At 70.8% G+C, this 21,772-nt stretch carries 14 protein-coding genes; 4 read left to right on the top strand and 10 right to left on the bottom strand.

Going from position 1 to position 21,772, the window contains the following annotated elements:
- Nucleotides 1–179 precede the first annotated feature (179 nt).
- A complete protein-coding gene (locus tag ACWFRU_RS31780) occupies nucleotides 180–1,043 on the top strand; it encodes an SAM-dependent methyltransferase (RefSeq protein WP_453691534.1) in 864 nt (287 codons plus the stop codon).
- Nucleotides 1,044–1,053: 10 nt separating this feature from the next.
- Here the strand turns inward: ACWFRU_RS31780 and ACWFRU_RS31775 are convergent, their stop codons facing one another.
- The 7 genes from ACWFRU_RS31775 to nsdA form a co-directional block, all read right to left on the bottom strand.
- On the bottom strand, nucleotides 1,054–1,341 hold the full coding sequence (locus tag ACWFRU_RS31775) for a LysR substrate-binding domain-containing protein (protein ID WP_453691533.1): 288 nt from the start codon (nucleotides 1,339–1,341) through the stop codon (nucleotides 1,054–1,056).
- A gap of 35 nt (nucleotides 1,342–1,376) precedes the next feature.
- Nucleotides 1,377–3,317: an ATP-dependent zinc metalloprotease FtsH gene (gene ftsH / locus ACWFRU_RS31770; protein ID WP_453691532.1), complete on the bottom strand. Its 1,941-nt coding sequence runs from the start codon at nucleotides 3,315–3,317 to the stop codon at nucleotides 1,377–1,379.
- Between the two features lie 107 nt (nucleotides 3,318–3,424).
- The gene (ffh, locus tag ACWFRU_RS31765) at nucleotides 3,425–4,978 is read right to left on the bottom strand and encodes a signal recognition particle protein (RefSeq protein WP_453691531.1); all 1,554 of its coding nucleotides are present in this window, start codon (nucleotides 4,976–4,978) and stop codon (nucleotides 3,425–3,427) included.
- A 370-nt stretch (nucleotides 4,979–5,348) separates the two neighbouring features.
- Nucleotides 5,349–7,802 (bottom strand): [protein-PII] uridylyltransferase, encoded by a 2,454-nt coding sequence (locus ACWFRU_RS31760; protein ID WP_453691530.1) that lies wholly within the window; start codon nucleotides 7,800–7,802, stop codon nucleotides 5,349–5,351.
- 66 nt (nucleotides 7,803–7,868) lie between these two features.
- Nucleotides 7,869–8,207, bottom strand: coding sequence for a P-II family nitrogen regulator (locus ACWFRU_RS31755; protein WP_150493276.1), 339 nt, complete (start codon nucleotides 8,205–8,207; stop codon nucleotides 7,869–7,871).
- Entirely contained in the window at nucleotides 8,204–9,571 is a 1,368-nt protein-coding gene (locus ACWFRU_RS31750) for an ammonium transporter (RefSeq protein WP_453691529.1), read from the bottom strand. The genes ACWFRU_RS31755 and ACWFRU_RS31750 overlap by 4 nt, the downstream gene beginning before the upstream one ends.
- Before the next feature lie 301 nt (nucleotides 9,572–9,872).
- On the bottom strand, nucleotides 9,873–11,348 hold the full coding sequence (gene nsdA / locus ACWFRU_RS31745) for a transcriptional repressor NsdA (protein ID WP_453691528.1): 1,476 nt from the start codon (nucleotides 11,346–11,348) through the stop codon (nucleotides 9,873–9,875).
- A 422-nt stretch (nucleotides 11,349–11,770) separates the two neighbouring features.
- Between nsdA and ACWFRU_RS31740 the strand changes: the two genes are divergently transcribed.
- Nucleotides 11,771–12,433: a bifunctional DNA primase/polymerase gene (locus tag ACWFRU_RS31740; protein ID WP_453691527.1), complete on the top strand. Its 663-nt coding sequence runs from the start codon at nucleotides 11,771–11,773 to the stop codon at nucleotides 12,431–12,433.
- Nucleotides 12,434–12,523: 90 nt separating this feature from the next.
- On the opposite strand, the gene ftsY is transcribed toward ACWFRU_RS31740, so the two are convergent.
- The gene (gene ftsY / locus ACWFRU_RS31735) at nucleotides 12,524–13,732 is read right to left on the bottom strand and encodes a signal recognition particle-docking protein FtsY (protein WP_453691526.1); all 1,209 of its coding nucleotides are present in this window, start codon (nucleotides 13,730–13,732) and stop codon (nucleotides 12,524–12,526) included.
- A gap of 198 nt (nucleotides 13,733–13,930) precedes the next feature.
- Here ftsY and ACWFRU_RS31730 point away from each other — a divergent pair, with 198 nt between their 5' ends.
- Both ACWFRU_RS31730 and ACWFRU_RS31725 read left to right on the top strand, forming a co-directional pair.
- The gene (locus tag ACWFRU_RS31730; RefSeq protein ID WP_453691525.1) at nucleotides 13,931–15,376 is read left to right on the top strand and encodes a purine-cytosine permease family protein; all 1,446 of its coding nucleotides are present in this window, start codon (nucleotides 13,931–13,933) and stop codon (nucleotides 15,374–15,376) included.
- Between the two features lie 107 nt (nucleotides 15,377–15,483).
- Complete coding sequence (locus ACWFRU_RS31725) at nucleotides 15,484–16,464, top strand: LLM class flavin-dependent oxidoreductase (protein WP_453691524.1); 981 nt, start codon at nucleotides 15,484–15,486, stop codon at nucleotides 16,462–16,464.
- Nucleotides 16,465–16,508: 44 nt separating this feature from the next.
- Here the strand turns inward: ACWFRU_RS31725 and ACWFRU_RS31720 are convergent, their stop codons facing one another.
- Together ACWFRU_RS31720 and smc are read right to left on the bottom strand one after the other, a co-directional pair.
- Nucleotides 16,509–17,963: a sugar porter family MFS transporter gene (locus ACWFRU_RS31720; protein ID WP_453691523.1), complete on the bottom strand. Its 1,455-nt coding sequence runs from the start codon at nucleotides 17,961–17,963 to the stop codon at nucleotides 16,509–16,511.
- Nucleotides 17,964–18,167: 204 nt separating this feature from the next.
- Nucleotides 18,168–21,731 (bottom strand): chromosome segregation protein SMC, encoded by a 3,564-nt coding sequence (smc, locus tag ACWFRU_RS31715; RefSeq protein WP_453691522.1) that lies wholly within the window; start codon nucleotides 21,729–21,731, stop codon nucleotides 18,168–18,170.
- Between the last annotated feature and the right edge of the window lie 41 nt (nucleotides 21,732–21,772).

The raw sequence follows: 21,772 nt of genomic DNA, 5'->3' as shown, positions 1-21,772 counted from the left end.
GGGGGCTTCTTCGGGGGGCGCACGACGGTGGCACGCAAGCATTGCCCCACAACCTCTGGACGCCGCGACGGATGCGGAGTTCTCTGGCATACGGGGGGAGTGCGAGCGCACTGCACGGGGGCGGACGAACCGTTTGAATACGACACTCCAGCAACTCTCGGCGGATTGGGGCGCTTTCGATGTCACCTACACTCGCGCAGCCGCACCTCCCCCGCGCGGGCACGAACCCGCGCGGCGTGGACCGGTGCGCACGCGCGCGTGACTGGGCGGAAATCCAGGAACGGATGCTGGTCCCGCTCTACGAGGCGGTGTACGAACGACTCGACGTGGGCGGCGGAACACGACTTCTCGGTCTCGGCTGCGGTTCCGGGCTCGCCCTCCTGATGGCGGAGTCCCGGGGCGCGTCGGTCACCGGCGTCGACCCCTCGGCGCCCGAACGGCTCGCCCTGGCGCGCGAACGCCTGCTGCCGGAGACGGCCTCGGACACACAGCGGCACGGCGGCGCCCGGCTCGTCGAGGGAGGACCCGCCGACGTCTCGGGGCCGGATGTTCCCCTCTTCAACATGGTGACCGCGTTCCAGCCGATCGGCTGTGTGGCGGGCGACTCCGAGGGCCTTTCCGGCCTCCTGGAGTCCACCGTCCCGCTGACCGGGCACGGCACCCCCGTGGTGCTCGTCGGCTGGGGTCCGCCGGAGCGCTGCACGACCTCTTCTGTACTGAAGGTGGCGACCAAGCTCGCCGACCCTCTCCGTAGTACGGGAAGTTGGCGCCCCGCGCTCCGTGACGACCTGGAGGAGGTCGCCCAGCGGGCGGGCCTCAAGCCGGACGGCTCGGGACGCGTCGCATGCCCCTTCGGGTACGCGGACACCGAGAGCGCGGTCCGCGGCCTGCTCTCCACCGGGCTCTTCGACGCGGCGGTGGGCGCGACCGATCAGGTACAGGTCGACAAGGAACTGACGGAGGCCCTGCACCCGCACAAGCGGCGGGACGGGACGGTGTGGATGCCGAACGTGTTCCGGTACTTGATCGCGCGTACGCGATAGGGGCGCACGCCTAACCGGTGCCCAGCGCCGTCCGGAGGCGGTCGAGCAGCACCCCGGCCGCCGGGCTCGCGGGTCCGTCCGTGCGCCAGGCCAGGGCGATCCTGCCGCGCGCCCGGGGATCGGTGATCTCCAGCGTCCGCAGTCCGTACGCGGCCGCCGTACGGGGTTCGAGAGCGGGAAGGACGGCCACGCCCATCCCGCGGACGACGAGTTGCACAAGGACCTGCGGAGCGGCCGCCTCGAAGGCGACACGGGGCCGGATGCCGGCCTGCGCGCAGGCGCGGTCGAGCACGCCCATGGCGAGCCGCGGGGGCGCTTCGTAACCGGAGCGGTCTAGTCGGTGTCCTTGGTGAGCCGTGTGATGCCGGCGACCCGGTAGGCCGTCTCCTCCTCCAGCGTCTCGTTCTCCAGGAGTGCGGACGCCAGGTCGTCCAACTGGCCACGGTGGTCCCTCAGTTGTCGGCAGGCGCTCTCGTAGCACTCGTCGACGATCCGCCGCATCTCGTGGTCGATCGTGTCGAGGGTGACGGGGGCGGCCGAGAGCCCGTAGGCCTGCTGGGCGTCGCCCGGCAGCGCCGAGAGCCTGCCGACGCGTTCGCTCATGCCCCAGCGGCCGACCATGCCGCGGGCGATGTTGGTGACCTGTTCGAGGTCGTTCTCGGCGCCCGTGGTGATCGTGTCGAAGACGACCTGTTCGGCCGCCATGCCGCCCAGGGCGCCGACGATGCGGCCGCGCAGATACTCCTCCGTGTACGCGTACTTGTCGGCGTCCGGCGTCGACAGGGTGACGCCGAGCGCGCGCCCCCGGGGCACGATGGTGATCTTGCGGACCGGGTCGGCGCCTGGCTGCAGCATGCCGAGCAGGGCGTGTCCGCTCTCGTGGTACGCCGTGCGCCGCCGCTCCTCCTCGGGCATGACCAGCGGCCGCTCGGCACCCAGCTGGACCTTCTCGAGCGCTTCGGAGAGGTCGGACTGCGTCACCTTCTTCTGCTTCCGCTTGACGGCGAGCAATGCGGCTTCGTTGGCGAGGTTGGCGAGTTCGGCGCCGGTCATCCCCGGTGTCGTACGGGCGACCTGGGCGAGGTCGATGTCGTCCGCCATCGGGATCTCACGGGTGTGGATCCTGAGGATGGCCTCGCGTCCACCCCGGTCGGGCGGGCTGACGGTGACGACCCGGTCGAAGCGTCCGGGGCGGGTCAGGGCGGGGTCCAGGATGTCGGCGCGGTTGGTGGCCGCCAGGACGATGACGCCTTCGGAGCCGGAGAAACCATCCATCTCGGTGAGGATCTGGTTCAGCGTCTGCTCGCGTTCGTCATGGCCGCCCATCCCGCTGCCGCCACCGCGCGCCCGCCCGATGGTGTCGATCTCGTCGATGAAGATGATGGACGGCGCGACCTTCCTCGCCTCGGCGAAGAGTTCACGTACGCGCGACGCCCCGACGCCCACGATCATCTCGATGAACTCGGACGCGGACGCCGAGAAGAAGGGCACCCCGGCCTCACCGGCGACAGCCCGCGCGAGCAGCGTCTTGCCCGTGCCCGGTAGGCCCGCGAGCAGCACGCCCCGCGGCATCTTGGCGCCCATCTCGCGGTAGGCGGCGGGGTTCTTCAGGAAGTCGACGACGTCGCTGAGCTCGCCCTCGACCTCGTCGATGCCCGCCACGTCCTCGAAGGTGGTGCGCTTGTCGCCGGGTTCGAGCTCCACCGGTTTGGGCGGGGCCTTGCGGCCCAGCATGCCGCCCGCGCCGCCGCCCATGCCCGCGCTCATCCGCCGGGCGATGAAGATCCACAGGAAGACCAGGAGCAGCATCGGGGCGAGCGAGATGAGGAGGTTGGAGAGGAAGCTGCGTTCCTGGACGACGGGCTCGGCGGTGACCGTGACGTCGTGCTTGGTCAGGTCGTCCCAGAGCTTGTCGTCGGCGAAGGCGGGCCGCTGGGTGATGAACTTGGTGTACTTCCCCTTCGCGTCACCCGGCTTCTCCTGCTCCTTCTTGAGCTGGCCCTGGATCGCGTCGCCCTTGGAGTAGATCTTCGTGACGTTCCCGGAGTCGACCTGCTTGCTGAACTCCGTGTACGAGATCGTCGGCTCGTCGCCGTCGTTGAAAAACGAGAGGACGAGGTTGGCGATGAGATAGACGATGAGCGCGGTGAGGATGAGTCCGCCCCACCCGCCCGGCATCTTCTTCTTCGGCGGTGGTGTGGGCGCGGGCGGAGGCGCGCCCTCGGAGCGCCATGGCTGGTCGGGCGCCTGGCGCGGCGGCACAGGGTTGCTCATATCCGGACGCTACGACACAAACCGGGGCCGGGCATCCGCTCCGAAAACGCCTGGGGCACCCCTCACGGCAGAGGGGCGCCCCAGGCGGCGTACGACAGCGGGCGAGGTCAGCCCATGAACTTCTTGAACTCGTCCGGCAGCTCGAAGTTCTGTCCCTGCTGGCCCGCGGGGAGGTTGAAGGCGCCGCCTTCCTGGGCCGCCTGCTCGCGGCGGGCGGCGGCCTCCTGCTCCTCCTGCTTGCGCTTCATCGGGTTGCCCGACTTCCGCTTGCCCTTGGCCTGCTTCTGCTTCTTCTTCTGCTTGCCGGGGCCGCCACCCATGCCCGGCATCCCGGGCATACCCGGCATTCCGCCGCCCTGGGCCATCCGCGACATCATCTTGCGGGCCTCGAAGAAGCGCTCGACCAGGTTCTTGACGGCGCTGACCTCGACGCCGGAACCCTTGGCGATACGGGCGCGACGGGAGCCGTTGATGATGGTCGGCTCGTGGCGCTCGGCCGGCGTCATCGACTTGATGATGGCGGCGGTGCGGTCGACGTCCCGCTCGTCCAGGTTGTTGATCTGGTCCTTGATCTGCCCCATTCCGGGCATCATCCCGAGCAGCTTGCTGATGCTGCCCATCTTGCGGACCTGCTCCATCTGGGCCAGGAAGTCGTCGAGCGTGAAGTCCTTGCCCTTGCTGCTCGCCAGCTTGGAGGCCATCTTCTCGGCCTCTTGCTGGGAGAAGGTCTGCTCGGCCTTCTCGATCAGCGTGAGCATGTCGCCCATGCCGAGGATGCGGGACGCCATGCGGTCCGGGTGGAACGCGTCGAAGTCGTCCAGCTTCTCGCCGTTGGAGGCGAACATGATCTGGCGGCCCGTGACCTGCGCGATCGACAGGGCGGCGCCACCACGGGCGTCACCGTCGAGCTTCGACAGGACGACGCCGTCGAAGCCGACGCCGTCACGGAAGGACTCCGCCGTGTTGACGGCGTCCTGACCGATCATGGCGTCGACGACGAAGAGGACCTCGTCCGGGCTGACGGCGTCGCGGATGTCCGCGGCCTGCTGCATCAGCTCCTGGTCGATGCCAAGGCGGCCGGCGGTGTCGACGATGACGACGTCGTACTGCTTGGTCTTGGCGAACTCGATCGAGTCCTTGGCGACCTGAACCGGGTCGCCCACGCCGTTGCCCGGCTGCGGGGCGTAGACGCCGACGCCCGCGCGCTCGGCCACCACGGAGAGCTGGTTCACGGCGTTGGGACGCTGCAGGTCACACGCCACCAGGAGCGGCGAGTGGCCCTGCCCCTTCAGCCAGAGGCCGAGCTTTCCGGCGAGGGTGGTCTTACCGGCACCCTGCAGACCGGCGAGCATGATGACGCTCGGCGGGTTCTTGGCGAACCGCAGGCGTCGCGTCTCGCCGCCGAGGATGCCGATGAGCTCCTCGTTGACGATCTTGATGACCTGCTGGGCGGGGTTCAGGGCCTGGGAGACCTCGGCCCCGGTGGCCCGCTCCTTGATCTGCTTGATGAAGGCCCGGACGACGGGGAGGGCGACATCCGCCTCGAGCAGGGCGATGCGGATCTCGCGCGCCGTGGCGTCGATGTCCGCCTCGGACAGGCGGCCCTTGCCCCGGAGGTTCTTGAATGTCGCTGCGAGGCGGTCGGAGAGAGTGTCGAACACGGCGGTCGCGAATCCTCGGGTTGATGGGGGCACCCCCTGCTCGGGCGAAGCCGCGAGCTTGGGGGAGGGCGGACAGGTCGCCCTCCAGGGTATCTGTCCCGCCGGGCGGGCGGGCCCGCAGTATCGCGGGGCTCGTGTGCGCGGGGCTCGTGCACCCCGGGGCGGGGCGTGCCCCTCCCTCTCGCCACCCGGCACCGGGCCCACCGAACAGGCCTTTCCCACCCACCCGCTCGTTCACCCCGCATCCACCCCTGCACGAACAAGCTTTCCCACCACCCCCGATTGCCCCGCAGCGCCAGGGGACGGTCGGGGAACACGTGCGGCAGCAGGGGTGGGCGAACCGCACGGGAGAAGTGGGCGGGGGACGCCCCTACCCCCGCAGGGCCTCCTCCACCGCCCGCGCCACCCCCGCAGCCCGCTCCCCCGGCAGCGGCACCCCTTCCCCTGTCACGTAGAACGCGTCCACCGCGTTCGCCCCCAGGGTCGAGACGTGGGCGCTGCGCACCTCCACGCCCGCCGACTCCAGCGCCCGGCCGATGCGGTGCAGCAGGCCCGGCGCGTCCTGGGCCCGCACCTCGATCACCGTCGCGAGGCGGGAGCCCGCCGAGGCCACGGTCACCCGGGGCGGCGGCGCGACCGTTCCCCGCCGCCGCGGGTACGCGGCATCCCGCTCGGCAAGCCGTGCCGCGATGTCCAGTGAACCGTCCAGGGCCCGCACCAGGTCCGCCCGCAGCCGCGCGGCCTGCGGCAGGGAGCCGTACTCCGCGGCGACCCGCCAGTTGAGCAGCAGCACCGAGTCCTCGAGACCGGACGGCAGCCCCACCCCCCGCAGCTCCGCGGTCCGTACCGTGAGCCGGTGCATGGCGAGCACCCCGGCGACGGCGGACAGCACGCCCGGCTGGTCCGGCACCGCGATGACCAGCTCCACGCCCAGCGGCTCCGGGTCCCCGGCCGACTCCTCGGCGGCGACTGCCTCCGTCTGCGCCCGCAGCGAGAGCACCGGTCCGCCCGTACGGAACGCCTCCACCGCGAGGCGCTCCTGCTCGGCGGTGGGAGCGATGTCCTCCGCCTTCTCCGGCTCCTCCCCCGACAGCACCGCCCCGACGCGCTTCACCAGGTCGGCGACGAGCGAACCCCGCCAGGCGGACCAGGCGGCGGGGCCGGTGGCCAGCGCGTCCGCCTCCGTGAGCGCGTGCAGCAGTTCGAGCGTCCCGGTCGAACCCACCGCGTCCGCCACCGCCCGTACCGTGGCCGGGTCGTCGAGATCACGACGCGTGGCCGTCTCGATCAGCAGCAGGTGGTACCGGACGAGGGTCGCGAGGACCGCCACGTCGGCCCGGTCGAAGCCGATCCGGGCGGCGACGTCACGGGCGATGATCTCCCCGGCCTCCGAGTGGTCCCCGGGCCAGCCCTTCCCGATGTCGTGCAGCAGCCCGGCCACAAGGAGCAGGTCGGGCCGTCCCACGCGCCGGGTCAGTTCCGAGGCCTGGACCGCCGTCTCCACCAGATGCCGGTCGACCGTCCACGTGTGCACGGCGTTGCGCTGCGGCCTGCACCGCACCCGCTCCCAGTCCGGAAGCAGCCGGGTGATGAGCCCCTCGGCCTCCAGCGCCTCCCACACCTCGACCGTGGGGCGCCCGGCTCCGAGGAGCGTCACCAGCTGCTCCCGGGCCTCCGCGGGCCACGGCGTGGGCAGCGGGCGCACCGCGGCGGCCATCCTGCGCACCGCGTGCAGCGACAGGGGCAGCCCCGCCTGGGCCGCTGCCGCGGCGGCACGCAGCGGCAGCACGGGGTCCCGCTCGGGCCGGGCCGCCCGCGCGAGGACGACCTCCCCGTCCTGCTCCACGACCCCCTCGGCCAGCGGCGAACGCTCGGCGACCGCCCCCTTGCCGCCTCCCAGCATGGCCCGCAGCCGAGGCCGCACGGACCGGGACCGCAGCACCCTGCCCACCTCGCGCCACGTCACGTCACTCGCGTACGAGACGGTGCGCGCGGACTCGTACACCTGTCGCAACAGAGTGTCGGCGTCCAACAGGCCGAGTTCCGCGGCGACTTGATCCTGTTCCTGCAGCGCGAGCCGGTCGGTGGCCCGCCCCGTGGACAGATGCAGCGCGTCCCGCACGTCGAGGAGTCGCCGCCGGGCATCGGCGAGCCCCTCGCGAGGCGCGTCGGCCAGCCAGGAGGCGGCGACGGCCCGCAAGGCGGTCGCATCCCGCAGGCCGCCCCGGGCCTCCTTCAGATCCGGCTCCAGGAGATAGCTCAACTCCCCCTGCCGCTCGGCCCGTTCCTCGCACAGCTCGCGCAGCTCGGGCAGCCGCTTCGGCGCGAGGTTGCGCCAGTCGGCGAGCACCGCCGTGCGCAGCCCGGCGGTCAGCCCGAGATCCCCCACGACATGCCGCGCGTCGAGCAGCCCCAGCTGCACCTTGAGGTCCTCGCCCGCGGTCTTGCGCGCCTCCGCGGGCGTGCGCACGGAGTGGTCGAGCGCGAGCCCGAGATCCCAGATGGGGTACCAGACGCGGTCCGCGAGGGCCGCCACCTCACCGGCGTCCGCGCTGCCGTCGTGCAGCAACAGCAGGTCGAGGTCGCTGCGCGGCGAGAGCTCGCCCCTGCCGTACCCGCCCACGGCCACCAGTGCGGCCCCCCGTGGCGCACCCGCGGCGTTGAAGAGGCCGGTCAGCCAGTCGTCGGTGAGGTCGGCGAGGGCCGAACGGCGCGGCGGCCCGGACCGCGCCTCCCCTTGGAGGAGGCGCAGCCGGGCCGCCGCGTAGCCGCTGGGTCCGGAGTCTTCCGAGTCCGATTCAGTACGTACGTCCACACTCGTCACCCAGCAGCTCCTGTCAGTCCCGCTCAGTTCCGCTCAGTCCTGTCGGCTCAGCTCTGCCGACAGAGCTCACAACGCGTCCGGCCCGCGTTCGCCGGTCCGTACCCGGACGGCCGTGTCGACCGGGACGCTCCACACCTTGCCGTCCCCGATCTTGCCGGTCCGGGCGGCCTTGACCACGACATCCACGAGCTGTTCGGCGTCGTCGTCCTCGACCAGGACCTCGATGCGGATCTTCGGCACGAGGTCGACGGTGTACTCCGCGCCACGGTAGACCTCGGTGTGGCCGCGCTGGCGGCCGTAGCCGCTGGCCTCGGTCACGGTCAGGCCCTGGACGCCGAAGGCCTGGAGTGCTTCCTTGATCTCGTCGAGCCGGTGCGGCTTGACGACCGCGGTGATGAGCTTCATGCGTCCACCCTCTTGTTCTTCTCGTTCGCGGGCTTGCCGGCGTCCTGGGCCGGTGCGCCGGGCACGGCGGCGGTACGGGGCGCCGTGCCACCGCCCGCGCCACTGAAGTCGTACGCGGTCTCGGCGTGCTGCACCTGGTCGATGCCCGAGACCTCCTCGTCCTCGCTGACCCGCATCCCGATGGTCTTGTCGACCAGGAAGGCGAGGATCGCGGAGGCGATCATGGAGTACACGAGGACGGCGCCGACACCGGCGGCCTGCTTGCCCAGCTGTTCGAGGCCGCCGCCGTAGAAGAGGCCCTTGGCGTCGGACTGGACGCCGCCGGTGGCGAAGAAGCCGACGAGCAGCGAGCCCACGACACCGCCGACGAGGTGGACACCGACGACGTCGAGGGAGTCGTCGTAGCCGAACTTGAACTTGAGGCCGACGGCCATGGCGCAGAGCAGACCGGCGATGGCGCCGATGGCGATCGCGCCGAGCGGCGAGCAGGAGCCGCCGGAGGGGGTGATCGCGACGAGCCCCGCGACGGCGCCCGACGCGGCGCCGAGCGTGGTGAACGCGCCGTGCCGGATCTTCTCGTAGGCGAGCCAGGCCAGCATGGCCGCGGCGGTGGCGACCTGCGTGTTCAGGAACATCATCGCGCCGACGCCGTCGTTGTTGCCCAGCCACGATCCGGCGTTGAAGCCGAACCAGCCGAACCACAGGAGGGCCGCGCCGAGCATGACGAGCGGCAGGCTGTGCGGCCGCATCGGGTCCTTCTTGAAGCCGACGCGCTTGCCGATGACCAGGATCACGCCGAGCGCGGCGGCGCCGGCGTTGATGTGCACGGCCGTACCGCCGGCGAAGTCGATGACGCCGAGCTCGAAGGCCCAGCCGCCCGTGCCCCACACCCAGTGCGCGACCGGGAAGTAGACGATCGTGGCCCACAGCGCCACGAACAGCGCCCAGGCGGTGAACTTCACGCGGTCGGCGAGCGCACCGCTGATCAGCGCGGGCGTGATGATCGCGAACATCAGCTGGAAGACCGCGAAGACGTAGACCGGGATGGTGTAGCCGTCCCACAGCTCGGTGAGTCCTATGCCGCTGAGGCCCACGTAGTCGGACGACCAGCCGATGAGGCTGCCGTGGTCGGTGCCGAACGCGATGGAGAAGCCGTACAGCACCCAGAGGATGGTGACGATCCCCAGACTGATGAAGCTCATCATCAGCATGTTCAGTGTGCTCTTGACGCGGACCATGCCTCCGTAGAAGAAGGCGAGTCCCGGCGTCATGAGCATCACCAGGGCGGAACAGATGAGCATGAACCCTGTGTTGGCGGCAGACAGCTGCGGGGCGTCTGCGGCGATCGTGATGCCTGGGGGCATCGGCGTCTCCTCGTCGTCGTATGCGGCCCGTGCGGGCGGGGCAAGAGGGGGTGGGCCGTTATGCGCCATGAGATTGGCCCAGCGCCGTTTCAGGGGGCGCCCCTCGATGTTTCGCCGCAGTGACGAAGAGGTCGTGCGTGTTACGCGTCCATGAACTGCCGGGTCAGGCGGGGCGCGTTTTCATACCCTGCGCACACGGAAAAAACCGGCCGCGGCGGCCATCCGATTGACCTGGCGTGGGGGAGCCGAGTCGGGCAGTTCGGGATGGACCGGCCACGGCCGGAGTTCTGGTGGGGCGCGGTCAGACCGCCTCCGCGGTCTCGGGCATGTCGACGGCCAGCTGGTCGGTGAGCTGCACGACCTCGGCGATGTCGCCGAAGTCCCGCACGGCGGTGTCCACGGTCTTGCGCAGGCGGGTGTTGACCCGCTCGGAGCGCACCTTCTTGGCGATGGTCAGGGCCTGGCCCGCGAGGACCGTGCTCTGCTCGGGCTCGCGCCGGAGCAGGTGGACCGTGGCCATCCCGATGAGGTTCAGTGCGTACGAACGCTGGTGCTCGGAATCCTTGCCGAAGAGCTCGACGGCGCGCTCCATGACGGGCTCGGCGAGCGAGGCGTACGTCGGGCTGCGTCCCGCCACATAGGCCAGGTCACGGAACGAGTGGGCGTTCTCGCCGTTCAGCTCGGCCTCGGAGAAGAAGCGGATCCAGTCGGGCTCGGGCTCGTCGAAGTCGGCGGCGTCGGCGAAGGTGTCCTCGGCCATGCGCACGGCCCGCTTGCACTTGCCGGGCTGGCCCATGCTGGCGTAGGCGCGGGCCTCCATCGCATACAGCATGGCCTGGGTGCGCGGGCTGGCGCAGTCACGGCTTCCGTACTGCGCGAGGTGGATCAGTTCGAGCGCGTCGTCGGGCCGTCCGAGGTGGATCATCTGGCGGCTCATGCTGGAGAGGATGTACGAACCGAGCGGCTTCTCGCCGGCTTCCTTCGCGGCGTGCAGGGCAAGCACGAAGTACTTCTGGGCGGTGGGCTGGAGACCGACGTCGTAGCTCATCCAGCCCGCCAGTTCGGCCAGCTCGCCCGCGACCTTGAAGAGCCGCTTGGACGTGGCCTCCGGCTGGGGCTCCTGCAACAGGTCCGTCACCTCGTGCAGTTGGCCGACGACCGCCTTGCGCCGCAGCCCGCCGCCGCACTGCGCGTCCCACTGCCGGAACATCACGGTCGTGGACTCCAGGAGGTCCAGCTCCGCCCTGGAGAGCTTGCCTGGCCTGCGGGACGGGGTGGGCGGCTCCGGGTCGACGGCCGGGGCCGTGGGCCCCGGGACCAGCCAGCGCTGCATGGGCTCGATGAGGGAGGGACCGGCGGAGAGCGCGAGCGAGGTGCCGAGGAAGCCGCGCCGGGCCAGCATCAGGTCACTGCGCGAGAACTCGCTGATGAGCGCGACGGTCTGGGGCCCGGTCCAGGGCAGGTCGACACCCGAGACGGACGGCGACTGGTGGGCGGCGCGCAGCCCGAGGTCCTCGACGGCGACGACGCAGCCGAACCGCTCGGAGAACAGCTCGGAGAGGATGCGCGGGATGGGCTCGCGGGGGTTCTCGCCGTCCAGCCAGCGCCGTACCCGTGAGGTGTCGGTGGAGATGTGGTGGGCGCCCAACTGCCGCGCCCTGCGGTTCACTTGGCGTGCCAGCTCGCCCTTCGACCAGCCGCTGCGCACGAACCAGGAATTGAGCAGTTCGTTGGGGCGCTTCTCAGCGTTCGCACCACTTCCGCCATTGCCGCCCACTGGAACGCCCCCATCCCTCAAGACACTTACGCGCGGACCCAACGCCAAGCCCTACCAGAATGCCGCGCGGCGCGGCTCTCCGTCCGGAGAACGTCACCCATCGAACAGGAAACCGACTTGCCTCCGGCATACCCACGAGTGCACGCCACTCAGGGTCCGTGCACTGAAAGTAATCCTACGATCACCCCTCCGGCGAGGGCGATCGCGGAAACGCCACCATTCGCCACCCCTTCGAATGAACTCCCGGGCCGCGACAAGCGATTGACTTGACAGTGGACGACCGAAGGTGGGCGGAAGGGAGCACTTCGGGGCGCGTATGACCGGGCGCACCCCCCTTGGGGCACCGGGCGCCACACAAAAGCACAGGGTCACGATCCGATTCCGTCACGTAACCACACCGCGCTCGACCCGTTGGAGGGGGCATGGGCTTCACGATCGGCGGCATCCGGGGAACCGACAAGCCTCGCACCGGTTCACGGCGGCGCGGCCGCACGTCGGACTGCACCGCGGTGGCGGAGTACACCGGACTGTGGGGATGGGCCGCGGTCCCCGGCGCACGCGCCCTGGACGGCCGCTGCTCCTGCGGCGCGGCCGACTGCGCCGCCCCCGGCGCCCACCCCCTGGAGTTCGCCCCCGAGGTCCCCGCCGGGGCGACGCTCGACGAAGTGACCGAGGCCTGGGCCCAGTTCCCGGGCGCCGCCGTACTGCTGCCCGTGGGCCGCGCCTTCGACGTCATCGAGGTGGCCGAGGCGGCGGGCCGCAGGGCCCTGGTCCGTCTGGAGCGCATGGGCCTGCCGCTCGGCCCGGTGGCCGCCACCCCGGAGGGCCGCGCACACTTCTTCGTGGCCCCCGGCGCCGCCGCCGAACTCCCCCAGCTGCTCTACCGCATGGGCTGGGACGACGCCGGCATCGACCTGCACGGCCTGGGCCCCGGCACGCACATCACCGCCCCGCCCTCCGACCGCGGGGGCCTCGGCCCGGTCCGCTGGCTCCGCGCCCCGGACCTGGACTCGGCGACACACCCGCCCCAGGCCCGCCTCGTCCTAGGGACCCTGGCGTACGTGGCCCATCGCTCACCGGCGTAGCGGACGGCGCCCGCACACGAAATGCCCCACCCCGGCTGCACCCCGGGGTGGGGCATTTCTTTTCGTGCGTGGCGCCCGGGCGCCGAGCGGCTACTCGCCGATCAGCGCGTCGACGAACGCCTCGGGCTCGAACGGCGCCAGGTCGTCCGCGCCCTCGCCGAGCCCGACCAGCTTCACCGGCACACCCAGCTCGCGCTGGACCGCGACGACGATGCCGCCCTTGGCCGTGCCGTCCAGCTTCGTCAGGACGATGCCGGTGATGTCGACGACCTCGGCGAAGACCCGCGCCTGCACCAGGCCGTTCTGCCCGGTCGTGGCGTCCAGGACGAGCAGCACCTCGTCGAGCGGCGCGTGCTTCTCGACGACGCGCTTGACCTTGCCGAGCTCGTCCATCAGGCCGGTCTTGGTGTGCAGGCGGCCCGCGGTGTCGATGAGGACGACGTCGGCGCCCTCCGCGATGCCTTCCTTGACCGCGTCGAAGGCGATCGACGCGGGGTCGCCGCCCTCGGGGCCGCGGACCGTGCGCGCGCCGACCCGCTCGCCCCAGGTCTGCAGCTGGTCGGCGGCGGCCGCGCGGAACGTGTCCGCGGCGCCGAGGACCACGGAGCGGCCGTCGGCGACCAGGACGCGGGCGAGCTTGCCGGTGGTGGTGGTCTTGCCGGTGCCGTTCACGCCGACGACCATCACGATGCCGGGCGTCTCCAGGCCCGACTCGGTCTTGACCGTACGGTCGAGGTCCGGGTCGACGAGCGCCACGAGTTCCTCGCGCAGCAGGGTGCGCAGGTCGTCGGGGGTACGGGTGCCGAGCACGCGGACGCGTTCGCGCAGCCGCTCGACCAGTTCCTGGGTGGGCGCGACGCCGACGTCGGCGGTGAGGAGCGTGTCCTCGATCTCCTCCCAGGTGTCCTCGTCCAGGTGCTCGCGGGAGAGGAGCGTGAGCAGCCCCTTGCCGAGTGCGTTCTGCGAGCGCGAGAGGCGCGAGCGCAGACGGACCAGGCGACCTGCCGTGGGCTCCGGGGTCTCGACCTCCGGGGCGGCCGGCTCCTCGATGACGACGGCGGGCGGCGCCGACGGACCGGTGAGCGGAAGTTCCACCTCCTCGATCGTGCGGCGCGGTTCGTCGCGCGGCGTCTCGGCCTCGTCGCCGATATGCGGCTCGGCCGGAGGAGCGGTGATGGTGGGCGTGGACGACGGGGCCTTCGGCGGCAGCTGCTTCTTCTTGCGGCTGCCGACCACGAGCCCGCCGAGCGCGCCGATCACGACCACGGCGATGACTACAGCAAGGATGACGATTTCCATAACCCACCCAGTATCAGCCATGGGGGCAACAAGGGCTCAGGCTGTAGCTTCCTCCAAAGAACATAAGCTCATAGAGGGCACTACTCGGACTAAAGTACGATGGAGCTCTCCGCATCAACGCGCGTAGAGTCCAACGCGATCACCCCCACGGACGGATCGCGGCGTTGCGATCCGAGCGAGAGGCACGGACCCCACCCCATGAGCACCACCGCCGAAAACGAAGGCGCCCTGGAGACACGCGGCCTCGAGCCCGTCCCCGACTCCGAGCGCACGGGCAAGGCCCGCGAGCTGTTCCCCACGTGGGTGGCGGCCAACATCAGCGTCCTGCTGCTCACCATGGGCGCGGGCCTCATCGTGACGAACGGCCTGAACTTCTGGCAGGCCCTGGTCGTCGCCCTCGTCTCACCCGTCCTGAGCTACGGCATGGTCGGTCTGATCTCCATCTCGGGCAAGCGCGGCGGCTCCCCCGGCATGACGCTCTCGCGCGCCGTCTTCGGCCAGCGCGGCAACCTCTTCCCTGGCTCGCTGATCTGGATCGCCCGCTGGGGCTGGGAGACGATCAACGCGGTGACCGGCGCGTACGCGATCATCACCGTCCTGGACATCTGCTTCGGCGTGAAGTCCAGCACGTGGCTGACGGTCGTGACGCTGATCGCCTTCGTCGCCGCCACGTTCGTCATCAGCGGCCTGGGCCGCAAGGTGCTGCACATCTGCAACACCTGGGCGACGTACCTCTTCGGCGCGTTCAGCGTCCTCGTCCTCGTCTACCTGGTGGCCAACACCCCCTGGTCGGACGTCTTCTCGCAGTCGGCGGGCTCCACGTCGGCGATGGTCGCGGGCGTCGGCGTGATCGCCGCGGGCGGCATCAGCTGGGTCCCCACCGGCCCGGACTTCACGCGCTACCTCCCGCGCAAGGCCTCCAACAAGGCCCTGGTGGGCAACGCCGTCGGCGGCGCCGGCATCGTCGTCGTACCGATGGTCCTGATGGGCGCCGTCATGGCGGTCAGCACGCCGAGCCTGTCGAAGGCCTCGGACCCGGTCTCCTTCCTCGGCCAGCTCCTGCCGACGTGGATCGCGGTGCCGTACCTGCTGATGGCCCTGATCGGCATGCTCCTGATCAACTCGATGTCGATGTACTCCGCGGGCTTCACCGCCATGACGCTCGGCATCAAGGTCCCGCGCACGTGGGCGGTGTCCATCAACGCCCTCATCAGCCTGATCTTCGGCTACCTCCTGATGAACGTGGCCACCAGCTTCATCAGTTCGTTCATCTCCTTCCTGACCCTGCTCGCGGTCGCGTTCTCCGCCTGGATCGGCGTCTTCGGCATCGACATGCTGCGCAGGAAGACGTACGACGGCGAGGCGCTGATGGACACCAAGCGCACCAGCGCCTACTGGTACAAGGCGGGCTTCGCCTGGCAGGCCATGGCGGCGTGGGCGATCGCGCTGGTGGTGGGCCTGCTCTTCACGAAGGTGGACTGGTTCAGCGGCCCGCTCGCCACGTCCTGGGTCGGCCGCAACGGCCTGGGCTGGCTGGCCACGATCCTCATCGCCGCGGCGCTGTACGCGGTCCTCCCGAGGACCCCGGCCGTCGAGGCCCCCGAGGGCAAGGGCGGCGGCGAGACGGAGCTCGTCTCGGCCTGAGGCCGCGCCCGGCCCGATCCGGAGCAACTGGCCCCGGACCCTGGTCATCTGACACCGCATCACCTAACGTCCCTCTTCGCCCGCACACGGTGAAGGGGGACGTTTCCATGCCCGTCACAGTCGTACGCTTCAACCTCGTCGATCCGGATGCCACACCCTCCTCGCTCAGCGAGCGCTACAAGGCCGCCCTGGAGATGGCCACGTACGCGGACGACCGGGGCATCTCCACCGTGCAGACCGAGGAACACCACGGCGTCGGCAACAACTGGCTGCCCTCGCCCTTCACCTTCGCCGGCGCGGTCTTCGGCGCGACCCGGCGCATCGCGGTCACGGTCTCCGCGATCATCGGCCCGCTGCACGATCCGCTGCGGCTCGCCGAGGACATCGCCGTACTCGACCTGCTCAGCGGCGGCCGCCTGGTCACGGTGGCGGGGATCGGCTACCGGCCCGAGGAATACGAGGCGTTCGGCGTCGACTGGAAGCGGCGCGGCAGGCTCCAGGACGAGCTCCTGGAGACCCTGTTGCAGGCGTGGACGGGCGAGCCCTTCGAGTTCCGCGGGCGCACCGCGCGCGTCACTCCCCGTCCGTACACCCAGCCGCATCCGATGCTGCTGGTCGGCGGCTCCTCACAGGCGGCGGCCCGGCGCGCGGCCCGGCTCGGCCTGCCGTTCTTCCCCAGCGCCCATCTGCCGGAGCTCGAGGCGTACTACAACGAACGCCTCGCGGAGTACGGCACCGAGGGCTGGACGATGATGCCCGCCGCCGAGACCCCGCTCCTGCACATCGCGGACGACCCGGACCGCACCTGGGCCGAGCACGGCGAGCACTTCCTGCACGAGGCCCGTACGTACGCCTCCTGGCAGTCCAAGGACATCCGCTCGGCGGTGAAGTCGAGCGCCACGACGGTCGAGGAGCTGCGCGCCGAGGGCGTCTACCGCGTCCTGACGCCCGACCAGTGCGTGGCGTACGTGCGGGGTGGCGCGGCCAATCTCGTGCTGCACCCGCTCTCCGGCGGGATGCCGGTCGACGAGGGCTGGCGCAGCCTGCACCACTTCTGCGAAAACGTACTGCCCCGGCTCAAGGAATAGGTCCTTGAACCGGGGCAGCTTCCTCAGAGGAGGGGCAGCGGGGATTAGCCCATCTCCTCCAGGGTCTTGCCCTTCGTCTCCTGGACGAACTTCATGACGAAGGGGATCGAGATCACGGCGAAGGCGCCGTAGATGATGTACGAGCCGGTCAGGCTCCACTCGGACATGCTCGGGAAGGTCTTGGTGATCGCGAAGTTGGCGAGCCACTGGGCCGACGCCGCCACACCGAGCGCCGCGGCGCGGATGCGGTTCGGGAAGATCTCGCCGAGCAGCACCCAGACCACCACGCCCCAGGAGAGGGCGAAGAAGAGCACGAAGAAGTTGGCGGCGATGATCGCCGTCAGGCCCTGCGCGTCCGGCAGCGAGACGTTGTCGCCGGTGCCGGTGCGGTAGGAGAACGCCCAGGCGCAGGTGAAGAGCGCGAGCGCCATGCCGGCCGAGCCGATGATGGCCAGCGGCTTGCGGCCGATGCGGTCGACGAAGATCATCGCGATGACCGTGCCGACGATGTTCACGATCGACGTCTCGAACGAGTACAGGAACGAGCTGCTCGGGTCCTTGCCGATCGACTGCCACAGCTGGTTCGAGTAGTAGAAGATCACGTTGATGCCGACGAGCTGCTGGAACACCGAGAGGCCGATGCCGATCCAGACGATCGGCAGGAAGCCGACCTTGCCGAGCAGGTCCTTGAACGAGGACTTGTGCTCGCGGCGCATGCCCTCCTCGATCTCGTCGACGCGGGCGTCGAGGTCGATCTTGGTTCCCTCGACCTCGCCGAGGACCTTCTTGGCCTCGGTGTTGCGGCCGACCGAGATGAGGAAGCGCGGCGACTCGGGGATCGCGAAGGAGAGCAGGCCGTAGAGGACGGCCGGGATGACCATGACGCCGAGCATCAGCTGCCAGGCCTCGAGGCCGAGGAGCTTGCCGCGCTGGTCACCGTCCGCCATGTTCAGGATGGCCCAGTTGACCAGCTGGGAGACGGCGATGCCGATGACGATCGCGGCCTGCTGGAACGAGGCGAGGCGGCCTCGGTAGGCGGGCGGCGCGACCTCGGCGATGTAGGCCGGGCCGATGACGGACGCCATGCCGATGCCGATGCCGCCGATGAAGCGCCACATCGTCAGGTCCCACGCCGCGAACGGCAGGGCCGAACCGACGGCGCTCGCCGCGAAGAGGACGGCGGCGATCTGCATGCAGCGGATGCGGCCGATGCGGTCGGCGATACGGCCGGCGATCGCGGCACCGACGGCACAGCCGAGCAGTGCGGTGGCGATGATCCAGCCGAGCATGTTGGCGTCGACGTCGAATCGGTGCTGGATGGCGACGGTGGCGCCATTGATCACCGAACTGTCGTAGCCGAACAGGAAGCCACCCATCGCGGCGGCCGCCGTGATGAAGATGACATGGCCGAGATGGTCCGGCTGGGCCTCTCTGCCGTGGCCGGGCTGCGGCGCCTTCGTTGTGCTGGTCACATGGACTCCTCGGGCCACCGGCAACATCGCCGGGGGTGGGGGTGAGCACTTCAAGTGGCGCACAACTTCACGCCGCCCACCACCTGAAGGTAAAAGCAACGTTGCAGAGACTATGCCTTCAAGTTTCGAAGTCAATACCTGGGTTCCTGTGACTTTCAGGCACCCCTGAGGCGTGGTTCGTTCAAGTCTTGAAGTTATGGAGATGCGGTGACGGAGTGAGCCTGCGAGCGGCTAACGGAGCCGCTGACTGATCACCTTCGAGACGCCGTCACCCTGCATGGACACGCCGTACAGCGCGTCGGCGACCTCCATCGTCCGCTTCTGGTGCGTGATCACGATGAGCTGCGAGGCCTCCTGCAGCTCCTCCATGATCCGGATGAGCCGCTGCAGGTTGGTGTCGTCGAGCGCGGCCTCGACCTCGTCCATCACGTAGAAGGGACTCGGCCGCGCCTTGAAGATCGAGACGAGCAGCGCGACGGCGGTCAGCGACCGCTCACCGCCGGAGAGCAGCGAGAGCCGCTTGACCTTCTTGCCCGGCGGGCGTGCCTCGACGTCGACACCCGTGGCGAGCATGTTGTCGGGGTCGGTCAGGATGAGCCGGCCTTCGCCGCCCGGGAAGAGCCGCGAGAAGACGCCCTCGAACTCACGGGCGGTGTCCCGGTAGGCCTCGGTGAAGACCTGCTCGACACGCTCGTCGACCTCCTTCACCACTTGCAGGAGGTCGGCCCGCGTCTTCTTCAGGTCCTCGAGCTGCTCGCTCAGGAACTTGTGACGCTCCTCCAGCGCGGCGAACTCCTCCAAGGCCAGCGGGTTCACCTTCCCGAGCTGCTGGTACGCCCGTTCGGCTGACCGCAGCCGCTTCTCCTGCTCACCGCGGACGTAGGGCACGGGCCGGTTGCGCGGGTGCTCCGGGTCCTCGGGGAGCTCCTCGCCCTCTGCCGCGGGGGAGGGCGGCACGAGCTGGTCGGGGCCGTAGTCGGAGACGAGTCCTGCCGGTTCCACACCGAGTTCCTCCAGTGCCTTGGACTCCAGCTGCTCGATCCGCAGCCGCTTCTCGGCACCGAGTACCTCACCGCGGTGGACTGAATCCGTCAGTTTGTCGAGCTCCGCCTTGAGGTCGCGCCCCTGGCCCCGCTCGGCGGTCAGCTCCCGCTCCCGCACCTCCTTGGCGTGCTCGGCGGCGGCACGTTCCTCCTCCGCGCGTACGAGGGACACCTCTACGTGCGCGAGCAACTGCCGCGCGCCACGGGCGACGGCCTCGGCGACCGCGGCCTCGTGCCGCATCCGGGCCTTGCGCTGCTCGGTACGCGCGCGTGCCTCGCGTTCGGCGCGCGCGGCCCGGTCCAGCGAGTCGGCGCGTCCCGCCAGGCCCTTGACCCGCTCCTCGTGCGTACGCACCTGGAGCCTGGCCTCCATCTCGGTCTGCCGCGCGTTGGCCCCGTCGGCGGCGAGCCGGTCGCGCACCGAGGTGTCGGGCTCCTCCTCGACCGGAGCCTCCTCCGCCACGGCGAGCCGCTCGGCCAGCTCCTCCGCGTCCTGGACCGCCTTGTCCAGCGCTTCCTGGGCCTTCGCAGCAGCGGCGGCACTGCGCTCGGCCTCGCCCGCGGCGCCGCGGGCCTGCCCGGCGAGCGCGCCCAACTGCTGGGCCACGGCCGACTTCTCCCGGTCGGCGGCGCGCCTGCGCTCCCCCAACTCCTCGACGAGCGCGGCCACCTCCTTGCGCCGCTCACCCGCTTCCCGCTGGGCGTGCGCCAACTCCCCGCACTGCTCGGCGAGTTGCTCCAGCTCGGCCGCGGCCTCGTCGACCGATGCCTGTACTTCGAGCAGGCTGGGCGCTCCGGCCGACCCGCCCTGCGCGAAGTGCGCCCCGAGCAGGTCGCCCTCGGCGGTGACGGCGGTGAGCTCCGGGTGGGCGTAGACGAAGTCCTCGGCGTCCTCAAGGGTGCCGACGGCGACCATCCCCCGCAGCAGCCGCCGCACCGCAGGCATCAACTCCTCGGGCCCTCGCACCAGTTCGGCGACCAGGGGCGGCCCTTCGGACCCCTCCCGCCGTACGTCACCGGGGCCGGCGTCCGGCGCCCCCGTGAGGAGCAGCGCGGCCCGCCCCGCGTCCTGCTTGCGCAGCAGCCGGATGGCCTCCGCCGCCGACGCAGGTGTGGTCACGGCGATCGCGTCCGCCGCCGCGCCGAACGCCGCCGCGACCGCGACCTCGTGCCCCGGGGTGATCGACAGCAGTTCGGCCGCGGGACCGAGCAGCCCCGTAAGGCGGTCCTTGGCAGCGAGCAGCGCCCCCGTACCGTCCTTGCGCCGCAGGCCGAGCGCGAGCGCCTCGTGCCGGGCGGCGACCGCGGCGCGCTTGCGTTCGGCGGCGGTGGCCGCCTCCCGGGCAGCGGTCAGCGCGCCCTCCGCTTCGGTGAGGGAACGCTTCGCCTCGTCGTGCCGCTCGCCGAGTTCCGCGTCACCGGCGTCGATCCCGTCGACCTCCGCCTTCAGCTGCTCGTACTCCTCCTGGGCGGCGACCGCGCGCTCCCCCGCCTCGTCACGTGCCAGGGCGAGCCGGTCGATCTCGGCCTGCGCGGAGCCCGCCCGCGAGCGCGCCGCGTTGACCTGGCCGTGCAGCCGGGCGAGGCCTTCGCGCCGGTCGGCGATGGCCCGCGCCACGTCCTTGAGGCGGCGCTCCTCGACGGCCAGCTCCCGCTCCAGGTCGGCACGGTGGCCGACGGTGTCCTCCAGGGCGTGCTCCGCGGCCTCCAGGGCGGCTTCGAGCTCCGCCTCCTGCTCGCGGATCCGCGCGGCCTCGCGCTCCATGTCCTCGGGGTCACGGCCACGCCGCTCCTCCGGGGGCGCGGCGGTGGCGCTCTTGACCCGGGCGTCGGCAAGGGACACCGTGCCGCGCACCCGCTCGGCCAGCTGCGACAGCTCGTACCACGTCTGCTGCGCCCGCTGGAGCCGTGGCGTCAGGCGGCGCACCTCGTCCTCCAGCTCCGCCTCCCGCTGGAGCGCCCTCTTCAGCTCGGCCTCGGCGGTGTCCTTGCGCCGCTTGAGCTCCGCCTCGTCGGCGACCTCGGTCTTCAGCGCGTCCCGCATGCGGACGAGGTCGTCGGCGAGCAGCCGCAGGCGGGCGTCGCGCAGGTCGGCCTGGATGACGGCGGCCCTGCGCGCCACGGCGGCCTGCCGGCCGAGCGGCTTGAGCTGCCGCCGCAGTTCGTCGGTCAGGTCCTGTACGCGGGCGAGGTTGGCCTGCATCGCGTCGAGCTTGCGCAGCGCCTTCTCTTTGCGCTTGCGGTGCTTGAGGACGCCCGCGGCCTCCTCGATGAAGGCTCGGCGGCCCATGGGGTCGGCGTGCAGGACGCCGTCGAGCTGGCCCTGTCCGACGATGACGTGCATCTCGCGCCCGATGCCGGAGTCGGAGAGCAGTTCCTGGATGTCGAGCAGCCGGCAGGTGTCGCCGTTGATCTGGTACTCGCTGCCGCCGTTGCGGAACATGATCCGCGTGATGGTGACCTCGGCGTACTCGATGGGCAGCGCGCCGTCGGAGTTGTCGATGGTGAGGGAGACCTCGGCACGGCCGAGCGGCGGGCGCCCGGTGGTACCGGCGAAGATGACGTCCTCCATCTTGCCGCCGCGCAGCGACTTGGCGCCCTGCTCGCCCATGACCCAGGACAGCGCGTCCACGACGTTGGACTTGCCGGAGCCGTTGGGTCCGACGACGCAGGTGATGCCCGGCTCGAACTTCAGCGTCGTCGCCGACGCGAAGGATTTGAAACCGCGCAGTGTCAGGGCCTTGAGGTGCACGCAGCCGGACTCTACCTCCCACCCGTCTCCCACCACCGCCC

This window comes from Streptomyces sp. NPDC055099, from assembly GCF_053607685.1.
Note: the sequence above shows the minus strand (reverse complement) of the source record. Positions and strands in the feature narration are given on the sequence as shown.